General features: G+C 41.1%; 10 protein-coding genes and 1 tRNA gene. 4 read left to right on the top strand and 7 right to left on the bottom strand.

What is annotated here, in order from left to right; all coding sequences use genetic code 11:
- Positions 1 to 6: 6 nt before the first annotated feature.
- Positions 7 to 483, top strand: a complete 477-nt coding sequence (locus HHL16_RS13025; RefSeq protein WP_169425632.1) for a hypothetical protein — start codon at positions 7 to 9, stop codon at positions 481 to 483.
- A 360-nt stretch (positions 484 to 843) separates the two neighbouring features.
- On the opposite strand, the gene HHL16_RS13020 is transcribed toward HHL16_RS13025, so the two are convergent.
- The 4 genes from HHL16_RS13020 to HHL16_RS13000 form a co-directional block, all read right to left on the bottom strand.
- A complete protein-coding gene (locus HHL16_RS13020; RefSeq protein ID WP_169425631.1) occupies positions 844 to 1,107 on the bottom strand; it encodes a helix-turn-helix transcriptional regulator in 264 nt (87 codons plus the stop codon).
- Positions 1,108 to 2,736: 1,629 nt separating this feature from the next.
- Positions 2,737 to 3,009: a helix-turn-helix transcriptional regulator gene (locus HHL16_RS13010; RefSeq protein ID WP_169425629.1), complete on the bottom strand. Its 273-nt coding sequence runs from the start codon at positions 3,007 to 3,009 to the stop codon at positions 2,737 to 2,739.
- Positions 3,010 to 3,338: 329 nt separating this feature from the next.
- Positions 3,339 to 7,514, bottom strand: coding sequence for a hypothetical protein (locus tag HHL16_RS13005; RefSeq protein ID WP_169425628.1), 4,176 nt, complete (start codon positions 7,512 to 7,514; stop codon positions 3,339 to 3,341).
- Positions 7,515 to 7,639: 125 nt separating this feature from the next.
- On the bottom strand, positions 7,640 to 8,629 hold the full coding sequence (locus tag HHL16_RS13000) for a helix-turn-helix domain-containing protein (protein WP_169425627.1): 990 nt from the start codon (positions 8,627 to 8,629) through the stop codon (positions 7,640 to 7,642).
- Positions 8,630 to 8,785: 156 nt separating this feature from the next.
- On the opposite strand from HHL16_RS13000, the gene HHL16_RS12995 reads away from it, so the two are divergent.
- Positions 8,786 to 9,127, top strand: a complete 342-nt coding sequence (locus HHL16_RS12995) for a hypothetical protein (protein WP_169425626.1) — start codon at positions 8,786 to 8,788, stop codon at positions 9,125 to 9,127.
- A gap of 13 nt (positions 9,128 to 9,140) precedes the next feature.
- Positions 9,141 to 9,542 carry a DoxX family protein gene (locus tag HHL16_RS12990; RefSeq protein WP_169425625.1) on the top strand — a complete coding sequence of 134 codons (402 nt, stop codon included), beginning with the start codon at positions 9,141 to 9,143 and terminating at the stop codon, positions 9,540 to 9,542.
- A gap of 98 nt (positions 9,543 to 9,640) precedes the next feature.
- On the opposite strand, the gene HHL16_RS12985 is transcribed toward HHL16_RS12990, so the two are convergent.
- Entirely contained in the window at positions 9,641 to 10,360 is a 720-nt protein-coding gene (locus HHL16_RS12985) for an ATP-grasp domain-containing protein (protein ID WP_169425624.1), read from the bottom strand.
- 29 nt (positions 10,361 to 10,389) lie between these two features.
- Positions 10,390 to 12,606, bottom strand: a complete 2,217-nt coding sequence (locus tag HHL16_RS12980; protein ID WP_169425623.1) for a hypothetical protein — start codon at positions 12,604 to 12,606, stop codon at positions 10,390 to 10,392.
- A 654-nt stretch (positions 12,607 to 13,260) separates the two neighbouring features.
- Here HHL16_RS12980 and HHL16_RS12975 point away from each other — a divergent pair.
- Positions 13,261 to 18,069, top strand: a complete 4,809-nt coding sequence (locus tag HHL16_RS12975; protein WP_169425622.1) for a RecQ family ATP-dependent DNA helicase — start codon at positions 13,261 to 13,263, stop codon at positions 18,067 to 18,069.
- 164 nt (positions 18,070 to 18,233) lie between these two features.
- Here HHL16_RS12975 and HHL16_RS12970 read toward each other — a convergent pair.
- A tRNA-Val gene (locus HHL16_RS12970) sits at positions 18,234 to 18,308 on the bottom strand.
- Positions 18,309 to 18,353: the final 45 nt, after the last annotated feature.

The following is an 18,353-nucleotide window of genomic DNA, read 5'->3' as shown; positions in this document are numbered from 1 at the left end:
CAGTATATGAAGAAAGTAATTGCGACCCTTATTCCTTTTATGGCATTAGCGTGTGGGACAGAGCCTGCGAAAGATGCAGCAACCGGAGCAACAGAGAAAAAAGAAGTAGTGAATGCAGCCACCAAAGTGCCTGATGAAAGAACGGAGATCAAAAAGGAAGCGGCGGCTGAATATCGGGTGAAGACCGACAATCCGCTGAACGACTGGTATTTTTCAGTACAGCTTTTCGAAACGAAAAAAACATTTCATTATCTGATGAAACTGGAGTTTGAAGAGATCACCGGAACGGATACACTGAAGCTGCCGAATTTCGGGACCATGCCGGAACCGGTGATAAAGAAAGGACCTGAAAAGTATTCGGCCATCATTGGTTTTTTGGATAAGGACAAACAATTCCGTGAGTACAAGAAAGTATATGTGGCAGGAGAGAAGCTGAAAGTAACTGCGCTGAAACATTATGGCGTGGCTACGTATCAGCAGTAGGGGCGAAGCGCCGGAGCGCTGATACAACTGAATAATGGTGAATGAAAATACGAAGCAGAGCAATGTCTCTGCTTTTTTTATTGGCTGTCTGCGGAGAAGTTGAAATAGTGCAGTTTAACAGGGGCGAAGCAGTATAATGCAGAGGTATTGAGCTTTGGAAGTCAGGCAAAGAAATGAGGTGCGATAAAATGTGCGTATCTGATGAAATGCTGTACAGTCAAGGGTTACAGAGGAATGGAGGAGGACGTTTTCTTCTTGATCCCAGTCAACTTTTGCGAAGAATTAGCTGAATGAAATAATCGTTGCGGTTAACTTTGCCTGCATGGTTCCGAACGAAATCTGCGATGTAATCTGAGGGGATTATTTTTTGAAGCTGATCACCTGATCGATACTGAGGCCGAGGCTGTAGACTACTTTAAGCAGGTTACGAACATTTACCTCTTCGCCTTCGAGCATACGGGTGAGGGTGCTGCGCGATACGCCGCTTTCGTAGGCGAGATCGTCGAGTGAGATGCCTACCTGCTTTCTGCGTTCTTTCAGATTTTTTCCGATACGGGAAAATATCTGATCGATGTCAGTGTCTGTTAAGTGCTTTACCGTAGGTTGTTTATCTCCCTTACCCATACCACGAATTTGCCCAAATAAACCAACCTGTAAAATCCTATGTTTGAAGCGTTATTATTGAGAATTCAAAAATAAAGAGTCATATATGACACTATACTTGCGTTGTTTTATTATTTTTACTTTTCTAAAACATGAAATAAACAGACAGAACATTTCGGGAATCGGATGTTCTTAATAAAATTTTGCGACCATCAATAGTAGAATAGTATTGACGTGTTCGCTATGATCTTGCCGGGAAAAGTCGGAAGCTTCACCAGGGGCAAGTGATAGTGTAACGCGCACCACCAGCATATTGCATGTATGGGGTGCGCTCCTATCATCTACCTCCAGACAGGCAGCTTCCGCGCCTTCCCAGGTAGTGGTAGGGGTACACCCCGTTTTCTTTCTCTTCTGTAACGACTTAATCTTTATCTGAACGCAACCTTCTGCTGCGGTATTGCAAACATCGCGCCTCTAATGCATTGTAAAGTGTATGGGTATTCCTGTGGAATACAATATGCTGGTGTAAGATCGATGAAAATTTGAAAATGATATTAGTTGATCAGTTGCAACTTGAGAGATAGTCTGCTGCGTATACCTGATACAGTGAGCCTTATCTTTTTGACCTCTTTGAGGTTTTCTTCGCAGCCTTTTTGGGCTTTTGTTTCAATTTATCTCTTTTGGCTATATCCAGTTCGCCCTGAGATGGGCCGGCAGGCCATGTTCTGGTTGCAATTATGTCCCGCGGATCACATTTTAAGTATCCTGCTATTTTGTGAATAGTCTCCAGGTCAGGTTGAGCTTTGTTGGTTCTCCATAAGGAAATCGAATTCACACTCATGTCTAAAAATTGCGCAAGTGTACGATTGTCCATGTTATGTTGAACCATAACAACCTTAAGGTTATTGTATTTCGGTTTCGGCGCTGACATATTTTGTCGGAAGCAAATATAAGGGCCGCTAATTATTTGATTTTCAGTGCAAAAACACAAGCAAATTATATAAAAACAAAGTATTAATGTGAAAAAACATAAATGAATTGTGTTTTCAATATAATATTTACTATTTTCGCCAAGGTTAAGGTTATTATAACTGATTAGAGCACACTACAATAAGTGATGCTCTTTTTACTGTATTTTTGCGACCTTCAATAGACTAGTTCTTCATTGTCGTGTTCGCTATACTCTTGCTGGATAAAGTCGGAAGCTTATACAGGGCAAGTGATAGTAGAACGCGCACTTTCATCATATTCAAAAATGATGGGGTGCGCTCCTATCAACTCTGTACTGGCAGCTTCCGCGCCGTTCCTACAGAGATGGAGCCGCCCCATTTTTTTATTGCAGCTCACTCTCCAAAATTTTTTTATAGGATAAGGTTTAAGAGTTAATGGTTCTGACTTAGTTCGTTCCTGGTAATCCTGCTGGGAACCATTTATTAAATATGCTCCTTTATGGAGTTGCTATAACATTAAATTTTTTTCAATTAGGATAAGTTTAATGAGTTAACGGACTTGATTAGTACGTTGCCGGTATTCTTATCGGGAATAGTTCAATGAATGAAAGGCCCCATGTGAGCATGGGGAGTGATTAGATTCGCCGGTAGTCTTGCCGGTGATTTTTTGAAAAAATCGATAAAAAGGAGAGAGGCAGTCCTATTTTCCGGTTACTGTGCGGAAGAGCTCATCTGGCGTAATATTCAGTCCACGCAATACTTTCAGCAGACTGCGAATGGTAAGATCCTGCCCCTTTTCAATTCTTATCAAACCGCTTCTGGAAAGATTTACCTGATAGGCAAAATCGTCGATGGTGGAGTCCAACGCCTCCCTTTTTGTTTTGATGATTTTTCCAATTGCCAGATGGATGGAGTCGATTTCCTTTTCGGATATGGTAGGTACAATAACTCTTTTCTTTGCCTTACGTCCCATGCTACGAATTTGCCTAATAAATTTCGTCTTTAAAATCCTTTATAATCAATCTATTAAAATGTACTGTAAAAATATTCGCACACATCTTTCTTTATCATCGTACACTATTTTCATTTTAGGATAAGGTTAATGAGTTAACGGACTCGATTAGTACATTGCCGGTATTCCTGCCGGGAATGGTAATTTGAATGAAAGGCCCCAGCAATGGGGATATGATATCACGGGTAGTCTTGCCCGTGATATTTTTTTGAGATATCCCAATAAAAATAAGATGGGCAGAACATTCGAGTTCCGCCCATCTTATTTTGTGTCATTCATTCTGTTATCGCTTAATCCCCTCCATAATACGTTTCACCCGTGAGTAGATAATAATAAGTGGATATATAGTCTACCTCACCTGAACCATGCTGCTCGCGGCCTATTGCAACCTGTTCAAACAAAATGGTTTCAGAGCCATTACACAAAATTGTATATGGGTTCGATTCAAGTGTGCAGTTGCACAGACTGCCAGATACTTCTTCCCTGAACTTCAAAGAAATATTTTTCGCTTCGTAAGGAATGGTCAACGCCTCATCATAGTAAAATCTTACAACAAGGTCTGCCCGATGCTCTGATCCGTATTGAGTATAATTCTCCAGCCCGAATTTTACATAGGGTTTGGGCAGTGGACAGGCTGAAAGGTTGATGCCCAGGTCAATCCATCTTGTTTGGTTATAGGTAGGACTGCAGGGGTTCAAATCTTTTTGTTCTCGTTCCTGAACCCCTGTATTGTATATGCCTGCATACTTTTTGCAACGTGCAGCAGTAGCCGTATTCTGCCAGTCTGCGGTTATTACACAGTTTCCTGCCGTGCCATCGATCCATCTGGTTTGATTATAAGTGCTGCTGCCGGGGTTCATATCTCTTTCCTGTTTCTGCGTAATGTTCAATACATAATTGTTGTTGGCTTCACAGGGTTTGCATCTGGTGATGCCCGTGCTTTCCCATATAGGGTTCGTGTGCGGATATGATTTATAAACGTATTGATATTGCTTCAGAATGTTTTTGTCCGCATCTCTGATCCGAAGCAACCGAAGCAGGTCGTCATATTCATAATAAGAAACTGCATTTCTTGCATCACACTGGCTGGTGGTGCCTACCAGCGGATCGTAGGTGAGCGTTGTTATCATGGCTCCTGCTGGATATAATCTAAGTTCGTCTATCAGAATATTGCTGCCTGCAATTGTTGCAGTTGAAGCGCCTGAAAGATGATGCTGATAACAGGTCCAGCCATTTTTTTGCAGCACTGCTGAAGCTGCTGTTCCGTTTACATTTGCAGCCCCGTTTTTCGACCAGTAGCTGATGATGTATTTGTCTGTTGCGGTCAATCTTGTTTTGGATATTGGTGTTCCGCTGGTGAGTTTGTACGATTTGTGGCCGGTAACTGCTTCGGTGGTTGTACGCGTTGCATCAGTAAATTGCCAGTTACCGTTTTCACTTGTCTCGAAGGATGTATAGGCAATGTCATTCACTTTGGCATTCTTTACTTCTGCGATAGGTATGGTGCCACCGTATGCCCAGATATAACTGGTGGTTGGGGCGTTTTTGGGGGTAAGTTGAAGAATATTGCCCTGATTGTCATATTTGTCGAATGTTACATCAACAGTTGGCGTATTCCCTTTGGTGGATGAACTGGATTGACTTGGTTTGATGAATGTGTTTCCCGGAACCATCTGGAAATCGGTTCTTTTTAAAGTCAGCTCTGATGATGGTTGACCGATCAGTGTTTTTTGTTCTACTGGAACCAGAATTATGTTTTGTGCTTTCATCTGGTCATAGATTCCTCCGGTGAAATCTACCGGGTATTTTGTCTGGCTGAGAATGGTTTGCTTCTTGCTGTTGGTAGTTTTTACTTCTTTGATCTGTAAGTTATCCAGATTGTACCTGTACTCCGTTACGTTTTCCAGAAATGACGTTTGGTCATTGGAGTTATATATTCTTTCAGTTTCCGATTTTTTTGCCACGAATCGGGATGGGATTAGCGATCTGGACGAGGCTGTAGTCCCTTCCGGAGAATTGGTGCCGGAGGCGAGGAAAATGTATTGATTGTCCACCATTCTTCCCATATATTCGTTTTGGCTCCAATCGTAGTCTGTGGAAACTGATTTTACTATATTCCCTGCATTGTTATACACATATGTATTGGTAAGGAGGCCTCTCATTGCATCGTTGTTGATTGTTGGCCCATATTCCATCTTGAATATTTCATACGGCTTCCCATCAGCATGATCTGAATAGGTGGTAAAAAAATACACAGTCTTGCTGCCGTCTTCCAGTTTTTCAGTTACTTCTGAATATCCGATATGACTGCCTGCCGGCATACCCTTTATAGGATACGATGCCAGTGTCCATCCAGCTATTGCTGCAGGAGGAGCACCAATCAGTTGAAAGGTCAGATCGGGTTCCATATAAATGGGCTCTTTATTTAATACCCCACTCGATGAATTGCCGCTTAGGTATTCGTAGGTTTTTACCAAAGTGGTTTTGATGCCATCAAATGATCTGATCTGACGGATTCTTGCGCCACCTGTGGGGCGACTTACTATGCCTGAGCCGGGACCATCAGTGTTATAGGTATTGGGAACAAAAAGTGCGTATCTGGTGTGGTCAAGGCAGATCAATTCATTGTTTTCTGTTACAGGGTCGGTTGAGAGTCCGGCACAATCGGTAGATATTCGATTGCCAAGTACCTCATTGAGATTATAAGTACCTGCCTGCAGGTAATCTGTCACGTCCATCTGAAATGTTTCGTATTCTGTTCTGCACGAAGGCCTGAGATCGCTTTGAACCCACTTGTCGGAAATAATCTTTCTGATAACGGTAGGCTCGGGGAGGGTAAAAGTTATATTGGCATAATCCCCCGGGCACGACATGTATCCGTTTGTTCCGCCAGGGCCGCTCATATAGTAATCAGCGAGAAGCTTCCACGCCTGCTCAGGTGGTCTGGGGTTTGGGTCTATTTCTACCACTGTGCCAAACGAATGTGGTTCAAAATCAAACTCAGTGAAACCTCCTGTAGGCCAGGTGATTTTGGTTAGCAGGCTGGCTTTTGCCAAATTAGGATTGGCTGCTCTGTTTGCAGTACCCACTTTTTGGTTTAGATTTCTTGGGTTATAGTGAACAGGTATCTTATTAGCTGTGCCCATTCCATTGAAATACCCCCAATGATCGACCGAATTTATGTCGTATGGGTTAGGATAAGTGGCATCTCCTGTATGCCCTTCAAATGCTGTAGGGTCGTACTCCAATGACGTAACTTCCTCAGCCGTTTCTGCGTTGCCTGTTTTAGTGATTGATGTAAGTTTTAACCGGTTGTACTCGTCGTAAGTGAATTTCCATGATAGCAATTTTTGAGGTGCATTTTCCGCATTTGAAAATAAGTCAATGCGATCAAGTTTTTGTTCTTCCAGTGTGCTGGGCGTAACACCCCGGGGCAGATACATTGGGTCATTGCGTTTTACCGTATTGAACGTCATGTATCCATTGCTGAAATTTATCTTTTTCAGATAGATTACCTGATCGAGACTTTCGTTTTTGGATTTCTGTGAAAGATCAATGAAATTGTTGTCGCTGCCACTCGGAATCAGGTATCCTATTTTTTCATTTCTTGATTCTTTCGCGCGATATTTCCCCGGCGTATTGGTATATTCCAAAGTAACGGTTTCGCCTGTAGGAGATATGATGGATGTGAGATACCAGCTGGAAATATAGGCCATATGTCCCTGCCCCACCTGGGAGGCAGACCATTCATGAGCGTCGAAATAATATTTGACGCCCTCACCTGTTGTAATGATCCATCGGTTGATGTGATTGCTTGAACTCACTCCAAGTATTCCGGTTTCAGGAACTTGTGCCAGTTCAAATTCAATTTTTAGAGGCTGCTGAGATCGTTGATGGATTTTTGCATCCTGACCGAAAAAAAACTGCCCTGAAAAGTTTGCAAAATTGAAACTAAAATCATCCGGTTTCTGATCATTTTCTCTTCCTTCATTGGCCCAGAAAAATGCAGTAGTTCTCGAAGGAGGTGGATAGGTTGCTAAGTCATCAAACACATAATGGAACTTGGGGTTGTCTGCAATGAGATCATAATAAAATCCTGTTCCCGAACCTGTGCTGAATCCATATGAATCATCAGGTATATCCTTCACTGTTCTGGTTATCACTCCACCTGCAGACAATGACCAACCTAGCCCGACCCAGCCTGGAATATCATTGGGTCTTACACTTCCTGTATGATATGAGACACCTACAGGAATTGATAAACTTCCCGATTGAATATTGTAAACGGGTATTGAAATATTAGGTGTTCCTGTGTAAAGCGAAACAGGAATCTCTCCATATTTTCCCAATGACGCAGCAGTAGGAGAAGGAGGGAGAATCCTGTTGTTTTCTTTTGGATTGTCTTGTGCAATAACAGAAACGCCGAAGAATAATGTGCAAAGTGACAATAGGAAAAGCCATTTCATAGCAGTAAAAGGCCGGCAATGGAAAGCTCCATGCAAGCGGATTTAGGGTTTCAATAAAACTAATTGTAGGGCTGGAAAACGAAAATACAGATTCAAATTGAGTTTGAATGAAATAAAAGATTGTTTTATACTTTCTCTCCTTTCAGCAGCGAATACTTCTTCGGCTTAATCCCAATATGCTTATCAAACAATCTCGAAAAATGACTCAGGTTTGAAAATCCCAACCTATATCCCACTTCCGAAATTGATAGATTATTTTTCCTGATCAGGTAAGCCGCCTCATTCATTCTCGCTGTCTGGTAATAGTTATAGATGCTGTTGCCGAAAACCTGTTTGAATATCCGCTTCAGCTTCGACTCGCTCATGCCCGTCATGGTTGCCAGTGCATGGAGTTCGGGAACTATGCTCAGGTCGGAAAGGATATGGTCTTTCACCTCGTGCACCTTGCTCAGATCATCCTTGCGGATTGAAATGCAAGGTGTGTCCATTCTTTTGGCGAGATTGTAAAAAAGCTGATAGATCAGTTCGGTTGCTTTTATTCTGTAATATAAATTCCCGAACAATTCGTTGTCGTTTGTTTTGAATATCAGGGCCAGCACGCATTGTATCTCCTGCGTCATGGCCTCGTTGTAGAAGTGAGGACCTTTATTGCAGATGATATGTTTAACAAGCGCATGATCGTTGGTTCCCAGTAAACTTTTCAATAAATCGCGCTGCACCAGAATAAGGGTAGCGAAGATGGTGGAGCCCGCTGCAAATCTTATATCGGAGGCTATATCGTTTGAAGCAAGTTGTATCAGTGTATCCGGCTGCGCGTACTCATTCAGCTGAAGTTTAAAAGGGATATGATGGCTGGCTGCTGTGCTTACCTGCAGTCTGATGGAAAGCACATCAGGTCTTGATTGCGATACGTTTCCTCTGAATACAAGATCCTCTTGAAGAGTAAGATGAAATATCGCCATCTTCAGTCCCGCTTCCATATCGGCCATAATGATCGTTCCCTTTCCAGGAGATCCCGAAATGGCGATCTGATTATGCGTTATTTCTGAACCAGTCCTTGCTGCAAACGCTTCCAGAAAATTCAGTGTGCCATCTTGCATGTATTCGAAAATCATAGAGAGTCGAAGTTGATGATTGTGATTGCCGATGCCCTGTAAAATTAAGAAGAAGAAAATAAATGAATGACCGGAATGGACTATTTTTTGCTCTCAGAGAGCTATTTTGCTTGATACGGTCATAATAATTTTGAAGGGTAATTTCAAAAACAATTTATGACAACGATTTTAGAGAGCTTTCTCATTCACATTCACAGTGACACTTTCTGTGTGTACTGGCTGTTTTATCTGGGGTATATTTTTATCGCAGGCTGGATGGGTTTCAATAACCTGTCTGCCGGGAACAAAATTTCAGGAGTTCTGCTGTTGCTCGGAGCTGCTGCGCTTTTTATCGGAATTTTCTATGCGCCGTTTTCGGCCATTCCTTTTATCTGGCTGGTTCCGGTAACTGTTATTTCGTTATTCAGAAAACAAGATCAGCAGTTTTACAACCTGCTTTATTGTTCTCTTATTCCCGTGCTCTTGCTGGCAATGAACAAAACATATGGCATTATCTAGAAAATCAGAAATTATGAAAACGAAATTATCGAACCTGTTGAAAGGAGATCTGAATATTATCCGCGGCATATTCTACACCGGTTTTGTGTTTATCTTCGGTTATGCTGCACTGTTTAAGGTTTTTGAATGGCCACGCATGATGAAAGGAATGGCCGGATTTGGTTTCAATACCAACTGGACTTTATTTATCGGGTATGCAGAGTTAGTGGGGACGATAGGATTGCTGATAGGGCTTGCGTATCCGAAAATTCTGCGACTGTCCATTCTCTGGCTGTTTCCATTTGCGATAGGAGCGTTTACGGTACATATGGCGAATGAGGAATATCATCACTATTACAATTCGCTTTTTTGCTGTATTGCTGCGGTGGTACTATTTCTCACAGACAAGAAAGTGAAAGTTACTTATACACCTTGATCGAATGGGTTCAGAAACCCGAACTTCGGTTTATGCAGTACAATCAAAGCCCCGCAACTGCGGGGCTTTGAGATCAATAAGATCAGTGAGTGTATTCCTTACGAGTTGCTGACTGTTGCTCCCTTAATGCAATCAATTACCTTTTCGGCCTTGCAGTTATTTAGTCCGGCGCCCCAGCAGGCGTTGAACTCAAGAACGAACCATCCGGTTTGTTCACTGTATGCAATATCCACCACTACAACTCTGGGCAGGAGTGTGCCATTGTGAGCGATGAAATCTGCGGCAAACGCTTCTCCTGTTTTTACATCGGCGGATCCTTCGTAAAGAGCAATATCCAGCACTGCTCCGTCTTTGATGTAACACCTGGCTTCGGCCTGAATATTATCGATGATGGTTGAAATCAATATTTCTTCCGTTGTCTGCAGTCCTGCCGTATTCTTACTGAATTCTTCCAGGGTTCCAAAAACACCTGCAAGAAACATTTTTGGAATCACTGGTTTGATGAAAGTGGGGAAGTCTGATTCTTTAAGATCACCGAGCTGTTCTAATTGAATATGTCTTTTAGTGTATTTTTCATCCAGTCTTGCAATTAAAGAATCATCTGGCGATAGTAGCTCTACATTGTACAGTTGAGCTACAACCAGCGCAAATGCCTGATTGCCGTATATTGCTATTCTTTGTTGGCTGAGATCTTCCTCTTTGATCCAAAACTTATCGAGTCTTCTGATCTTCCCGCCATTCTTAACCCATGCATCGAATATTTGCTCATGCTCGATATCGGTTTTTTTAGGGATTAGTAGTGTTACTGGAGTATCCATATTGATTAATCGGTGTTCAATTTAATAACTCAGCGGTTGTTCTGCTGCCGTTTGCGGCTGACATACGTTATAGCCTCATTAAACGTAATGCCAAACTTTGCAGCATTTCGGGGAATGATATAGTTAACAGGCTCTTTAATAAATTTCACATGCTTCACAGCTGGTTTTGCTTCAATCATTTCTCTGATGCCATACTCAACCACTTTTTTTGCTGTATCATCGAACCAGTTCGATAGCGTCATAATAGCGCCTCTTTCCTCATCGGATTCGTAACAGCTTATGAAAGGCTTATTCTGATAAAAGAAACCGCCGTTAAGGTGAACGAATAACCGACCGGTCAATACTTTGCAGCTGTGCATTTCATTTGTGATAGTTGGGCCCGATACGTCGATTCGCACTAACTCAAATGCGTCTTTATGCTCGGCATGATTGTGAAGGCAATCGGCCATTTTTGCAAAGAACTTGATATCGAAAGGGAATTGACTGTTGCATACGAATCCTATCCGTTCGCCGGGGAATGCAAGGGCAATGTATTTTATTACTTTATCCATTTTTATTTTCTGGTAAATTCCTAAAATGGACAGCGCCGGAAATTCTTCTTTCAATATAGGATACTCCAGGTTCATCGATCTGCTGCCGCCGATCATGATGAGGTTGCGTTTATTGCTCAGTATCTCATGTCCCAATGCCAGGCAATTGGAGGAAAGCAAGATCGATATTTTCGATTGATCTGATTGCAGGCAGGACTTTATATGATCTACGTTTGAGGCAACGCCGGTAGGGGAAGCCTCGATATGGTACTCGGCGAATGCGAATCGTGAACCAATATGTGCACCTAAGGCTCTTATCTCTGCTGTAATATGAGATACGTGCTGCCTGTAATTTTTATGCCTTTTATCGTAAAATATCGATATCCGAACTTCTTCGTCTGCGGGTAACGTGTGCTGAAAAAAATCAAGTTCAGTTTCCCAGAGCTTGGTTTTGCAAAGCTGATTCAGCAAATCGTCGGGGTCTGATGTTTTCGGCGGCACAGTTTTGAAAAGTGTTGAGTAAGCGGGAACAGGTCCGCGTCTGTCGATTACATGGAACTCTTCACTTTCCAATTGAATCTTATCGTTTCTGTCGAATTTTTTTTGATGATATTCAATGCTTCCGTTACGAAGCAGAATAAAAATAAAGTATCGGTTGATCAGTGCTGTATCCAGTGACAGCGGATACTTCGATAAACCATACAGCTTCACTGGTTTGTCGTTTCTTCGGCCTCCTTTCAGCGTTTTTTCGATGAGGCCCGGTTCGATATAGATTTCACTGTATTGTTCATAAAGGAACTCGCTCATTTCAAATGGTTCGCCGGAAGCAGGTGGATCACTTTTGTGTTTCATCTCAGCTTCCAGTGCCGACTTGTCGATCCGGGCCATTTCATGTACAAACTTCAGTATGTGATGATCTGCCAAAGTAGCTTTTATGAATTTGCCCTGATCGAATGCATTTGAATAGGCACGCGCGCAATCAATGGTGCCCCCATCGCCCGTACCGACAATGGCGTAACGTTTTCCATTTTCAGTAGGTATCAATTGCTCCTGGTGCAGTGCTTCGCACCTCCAGTATGAATTTTCGGGATTGGTTGAATATTTTTGTTGTTCAATGCCAAAACCTCCGGCATAGATAACGGTCTTGAAATCTAATTTCGGATATGTTTTTTTCGCAAATTCTCCTGTTCCGATAAAACTGAGTTCTACTTTATTGCTTTTTTCCTGCACCTGAACTACTTCGCGATTGTTAAAGATCCTGATACGGTCCTTGAATTTATTGAACTCTACGTCCAGCTGGCGAACGATATGATCTCCGGAGCCGGCACTCCAGTTCATAAAAGGCAGTTCAGTGGCATCATCCTTATATTCATCATTGAGCGGCCAGTCGTAAATATTCGGGTGAATATACCTGTTATTGTCTCCACGCTGAAGATAACAGAGGTTGTTCATTCGTTCGAATAAGAACACGTTGGTATCTGCACACAATGCTGCGGCAATCGTGATGCCTGCAATGCCTCCTCCGATAATGGCTACAGAAGAATCTTTTTTTACAACCTGTTCTTTGATTAATGCATAAGCCAGGTTGAAAGCACGTATTTGTTGGGAGTAAATTGTAATGCGTTTATCAAAACATCCTATGGCATATGTCCATCGATGATTAGGCACCAGCATTGCCTGTAGAATATCCTTGTCCGCCAATTTATTATTGATCATATTCTATTTCCTGTTCAATATAAAGGACCTGATTGCAGCTTCTTAATCTATTAAAAATAGGAGATAAATACTAAATCAAAAAGACAGATCGGGAAATGTTTGCGCTTCAAAAAGATTGATAAATCTGGGTTTTTTGCGTAGGTGGTGTAACGTATAGGAGCGCGTTTCAGCTACACAAAACAACAATATTTTTTGTGGGGTTACTCTGTTGAATAATCGGGAAATGATCAGGCGCTATCGGTCTGCTCTGTACGCAAAAGGGAGAGGGGAGGACAATGAAATAATTGCAACCGGGCATGGAGATGCTGAAATTTCAAAGTCAATACCTAACGAAGATGGAAGAGGAGAGTAGTTAGTTGCGTTAACTGCGCCTGGAATCTTAAAGCAGGAATAGAAGGAATAAAAAAAGCCCCGCAAATTGCGAGGCTTTTTCTGTGGGAGTCTGCCGGAGATTTGTCGAACCAGATAAGGGGGCTTCGGCCTAAATATCATCTTAAGTCATTAATGGACAGCTACATATTGAATCTGAAATAAAGTAAGGTGAAAAACACTTCGGATTTGGGTGTTTTTCACGGAACGAGTGAATTGTACTTAAATCTTTGAAAATGAAAAGATTTAAACTATTTTAGGATACCTAAAACAGGTCTGATTTCAATGAAGAGCCTTATTGCTTATTTTGATATTGAAGTTAACCCGGCAAGCAAACAGTTGCTTGATATAGGTTGTGTTTTGTCAGATGAATCTAGCTTCCATAAAAACCAGCCCAACGAATTCAAGAGTTTTATTGAACATTCAACGTTCATTTGTGGGCACAATATTTTAGTCCACGACCTAATTTATTTACAAAAATATTTCGGGAATAATGAATGGGGACTGGATAAGGCTATTGACACACTGCTATTTTCTCCATTATTATTCCCTCAGCAACCTTATCACCACCTGTTGAAGGATGACAAACTTCAAACAGACGAATTAAATAATCCGTTGAATGATGCTATAAAAGCAAAGCACTTATTTTTTGATGAAGTAAGAGCTTTTCAAAATCTGGATGATGAGTTTAAAGAAATATTGTACCTGCTTTTATGTGATAAAAGAGGGTTTGGTAATTTCTTCAAGTACTTAAATTATACTGCTTCAACTGGCAAAGAGCAATTGCTGGTTACCATCCGGAAAAGATTTAAAGGCAAAATCTGTGATGCAAGCGATCTTCAGTCACTCATACATACCTCACCCATCGCTTTCGCGTATGCATTAGCATTGTTAAACTGTAATGACCGATATTCAATTACTCCTCCTTGGGTGTTAAAAAATTACCCGGATGTGGAACGATTTCTTTTTTTAATGAGAAATAACCCGTGTATACAAGGATGTGAGTATTGTAAATTGGCGCTTGATCCTATTCCTGCATTAAAAAAACATTTTGGTTTTTCAAGCTTTCGCACTTACGGAAGTGAACCATTACAAGAAGATGCAGTAAATGCTGCCATACGTGGCGAATCGATACTAGCTGTATTTCCAACTGGTGGAGGAAAGTCAATCACCTTTCAGGTTCCTGCATTAATGAGTGGTGAGAACGCCAAAGCCTTAACTGTTGTAATTTCTCCTTTGCAGTCTTTGATGAAAGACCAGGTAGATAACCTGGAAAAAAAAGGTATTACAGAAGCAGTAACAATTAATGGACTGCTAGATCCTATTGAACGTAGTAAAGCTATTGAAAGGATAGAAAATGGTTTTGCCAGCCTGTTGTATATATCTCCAGAATCGCTTCGGTCAGTTACAATTGAGAGACTATTATTAAAAAGAAAGATCACAAGGTTTGTGATTGATGAGGCGCACTGCTTCTCTTCCTGGGGGCAGGATTTCAGGGTTGATTACTTGTATATTGGCGATTTTATCAAGGCGTTACAGCAAAAGAAAGGGCTCGATTATACCATACCCGTTTCCTGCTTTACCGCCACCGCTAAACAAAAAGTAATTGAGGATATTAAATCTTATTTCAAAGAGAAATTAAATTTAAGCTTACAAGTATTTCGTGCTAATGCTTCAAGAACCAACTTGCAATACAGTGTTTATCGGAAAGATAATGAAGAAGAAAAGTATAACCAACTAAGGAGCATCATTGAAACGAAGGGCTGTCCTACCATTGTTTATGTATCTCGTACAAAAAGGGCGTATAAACTTGCTAAACGACTAAGTGATGATGGTTTTATCGCCAAGCCCTACCATGGGAAAATGGAAAAGGATGAAAAATCTCAGAATCAAAATAACTTCATGTCCGGTGAAGTAAACATTATGGTTGCTACCTCGGCCTTCGGTATGGGGGTTGATAAAAGCGATGTAGGGGCCGTGATACACTATGATATTTCTGATTCACTCGAGAACTATGTGCAGGAAGCAGGAAGAGCGGGCCGTGATGAAAATATTAATGCTGATTGCTATGTATTGTTTAATGAAGAAGACTTAGATAAACATTTCATTTTGCTGAACCAGACAAAAATCAGCAGTAAAGAAATCAATCAAATCTGGAAAGCAATTAAAGAGTTAACGAAAACAAGGGATAAGGCATCCAATTCTGCGTTAGAGATTGCCAGGAAGGCAGGATGGGATGATGGTGTCGTCGAAATCGAAACAAGAGTAACTACAGCCATTGCAGCCCTGGAAGATGCCGGTTACTTGAAGCGTGGGCAAAATATGCCTAGAATTTTCGCTAACAGTATTCTTAGTAAAAATGCGCAGGAAGCCATTGGTAAAATCAATTCCTCCGAAAAATTTTCAGATATACAAAAAGTAAAAGCAGTTCGCATCATCAAAAAATTGTTTTCAAGTAAAAGTAAAAGACTTTCCACTGACGAAATTGCTGAATCTAGGATAGACTATATCTCTGACCAGTTAGGAATCGTAAAAGAAGAAGTGATCCGCATCATTGAATTGATGCGGGAAGAAAAAATATTAGCACAGGCAAGAGATCTCACCGCATTCATAAAAAAAGCAGATTCGGTTAATAAGTCATTAACCATTGTGGAAAGCTTCAGAAAGCAGGAAGAACTTTTACTGGCACAACTAAAAGACGGAGAAGCAGAGTATCATTTAAAAGAAATCATCGAATTGTTTCTTCAATCAGGTGTCAAAGATAGTTCTCTCAACAAGCTTAAGACTATCATTAACTTCTGGTCGATCAAAAACTGGATTAAGCGACAAAATCTCGAATATTCCAGGAATCATGTACAGATATCTTTGTTTATTGACAGATCTGAGTTTCGGGAAAAACAGGAGAAACGTCATTTGTTTGCAAAGCTGGTTACAGAGTACCTCTACAAAAAAGCGACAGAATTATCAGGTGCGGATAATAAACAAGAGGAGGTGTTAATTGAATTTTCGGTACAGGAATTAAAGGAGATGGCAGAAAAAGAGCTGGGAATGTTTTTTTCAAAAGCTACTTTTGACGATATAGAAGACACCCTGTTTTACCTCTCAAGAATTGAGGCCATTAAGATTGAAGGCGGATTTCTGGTAGTCCATAATAAACTCACCATTGACCGAGTAGAAAAGAACAACCGGATACAATATAAAGAGAGTGATTATGAAAAGTTAAAGCAGTTTTACCAGCAAAAAGTTCAGCAGATTCATATAGTTGGGGAATATGCTAAAAAAATGATTCGCAATTATAATGAAGCATTGCAATTTGTAGATGATTATTTCAGGCTGAATTATTCGTCTTTTTTATCAAAATATTTTCCGGGTAGTCGTCAAGATGAAATCAAACGAACCTTAACGCCGGAAAAGTTCATGAAATTGTTCGGAGCTTTATCCCCGGCTCAATTGCAAATTATTAATGACTCGGCTAATCAATATATTGTAGTTGCTGCCGGTCCTGGGAGTGGTAAAACTAGGTTGCTGGTGCACAAGCTGGCTTCTCTTCTGCTAACCGAAGATGTTAAGCATGAGCAATTACTGATGCTTACTTTCTCAAGAGCCGCCGCCACTGAATTTAAAAAGCGCCTTATTGAACTCATCGGCAATGCGGCTAACTTTATTGAAATAAAAACTTTTCACTCTTACTGTTTCGACCTTCTTGGAAGAGTTGGGACCCTGTTAGAAGCAGGAAACATTATCAATACGGCTGTAGAAAAAATAAGATCAGGTGAAATTGAAACTTTTCGGATTACCAAAACCGTGTTGGTGGTAGATGAGGCACAGGATATGAATAAGGAAGAGTATGAACTGGTAAAGGGACTGATGGAACAAAATGAAGAAATGCGGGTCATACTCGTGGGGGATGACGACCAGAACATCTATGGATTCAGGGGCGCGGATGCAGTATACATGCAACAACTGATTACCGAAAAAGCCGCAGTTAAATATGAGTTAACAGAAAACTACCGGAGCAAAGAAAATATCGTTTCATTTGCCAACACCTGGGCTACGACAATTAATAACCGGTTGAAAACCGAGGCATGTTTTGCGAAACAACGGGGAAACGGACAAATCGAAATAGCGGCATATGCAACTAACAACTTGATTGTTCCCGTTTCGGATCTTATCAGCAAAGCGGCACTTTCAGGCTCCACCTGTGTGCTTACCAAAACAAATGAAGATGCCATGTTACTGGCTGGTTTGTTATTGCTACGGGGTGTGCAGGCAAAAGTGATTCAATCGAATGATGGATTTAGTTTGAGTAATTTATATGAGCTGCGTTATTTTTCGGATATCATCAACGGCAACACTGACACTCCATTGATAACAGAAGAGGACTGGATAAATGCAAAACGCCAGTTAAATGCACATATCAATGCCAGTGCAAAGAAGGAACTGGTGAATGCATTGATCAAATCTTTTGAAGTTGTAAATACGGCGAGGAAATACAAGAGCGATTGGAAGTCTTTCCTATTTGAATCAAAAGTGGAAGATTTTCTGAGTATAGATTCTGAGGTAGTATATGCTTCCACTATTCATAAAGCGAAAGGAAAAGAGTTTGATAATATTTACCTGTTATTAAGAAACTTTAACCCAGAAACCGATGAGGATAAACGACAATTTTATGTAGCCATCACCCGAGCCAAGACAAATTTATCGATACATTACACTGGCAATTATTTAAAGCCTTTTTATTCAGAAGAACTAGTCTATAAAGAAGATCGAAACTCTTACCATGAACCTCAACAAGTAGCCATTTTTCTCACGCACCGGGATGTGCAATTGGGCTATTTTGAATTTGTACAACATCGAATAAACAATCTTCATAGCGGGGCATCCCTTCAAATACTGGAAGAAGGACTGGGAAATTCCCATGGCGACCTGGTTTGTAAATACTCCCAAAAATTCAGGGTTGTTTTGAAAGAGCGTGCTGATAAAGGATTCTATATTGCCGAAGCCAAAGTAAACTTTATTGTGTACTGGAAAGATGATGCAAAGGACAAGGAATCGAAAATAATCCTACCTGAATTGCTGTTGAAAAAAGTGTAAGTCCTTATGTAGCATTCCCATTTGCCCCTATGCGGGAATAATCTTCTCCAATGGTTCGACCTTCCTGGAAAAATTCACTTTTAAAGGGAGAGCCTCTATTCGCACCGAACGCGGCTTTTCGTCTAATAAAAAAAGGAAGCACAATTCTGTACTTCCTTCTTCTGTGGGAGTTGACGGGTTCGAACCGCCGACCCTCTGCTTGTAAGGCAGATGCTCTGAACCAGCTGAGCTAAACTCCCTTTTTTTGTATCCCTTTGTTCGTTTGGGAGTGCAAAGATAGGGAT

The organism is Pseudoflavitalea sp. G-6-1-2 (assembly GCF_012927185.1).
Lineage (GTDB): Bacteria > Bacteroidota > Bacteroidia > Chitinophagales > Chitinophagaceae > Pseudobacter.
This window is presented reverse-complemented; position numbering and strand designations above follow the sequence as displayed.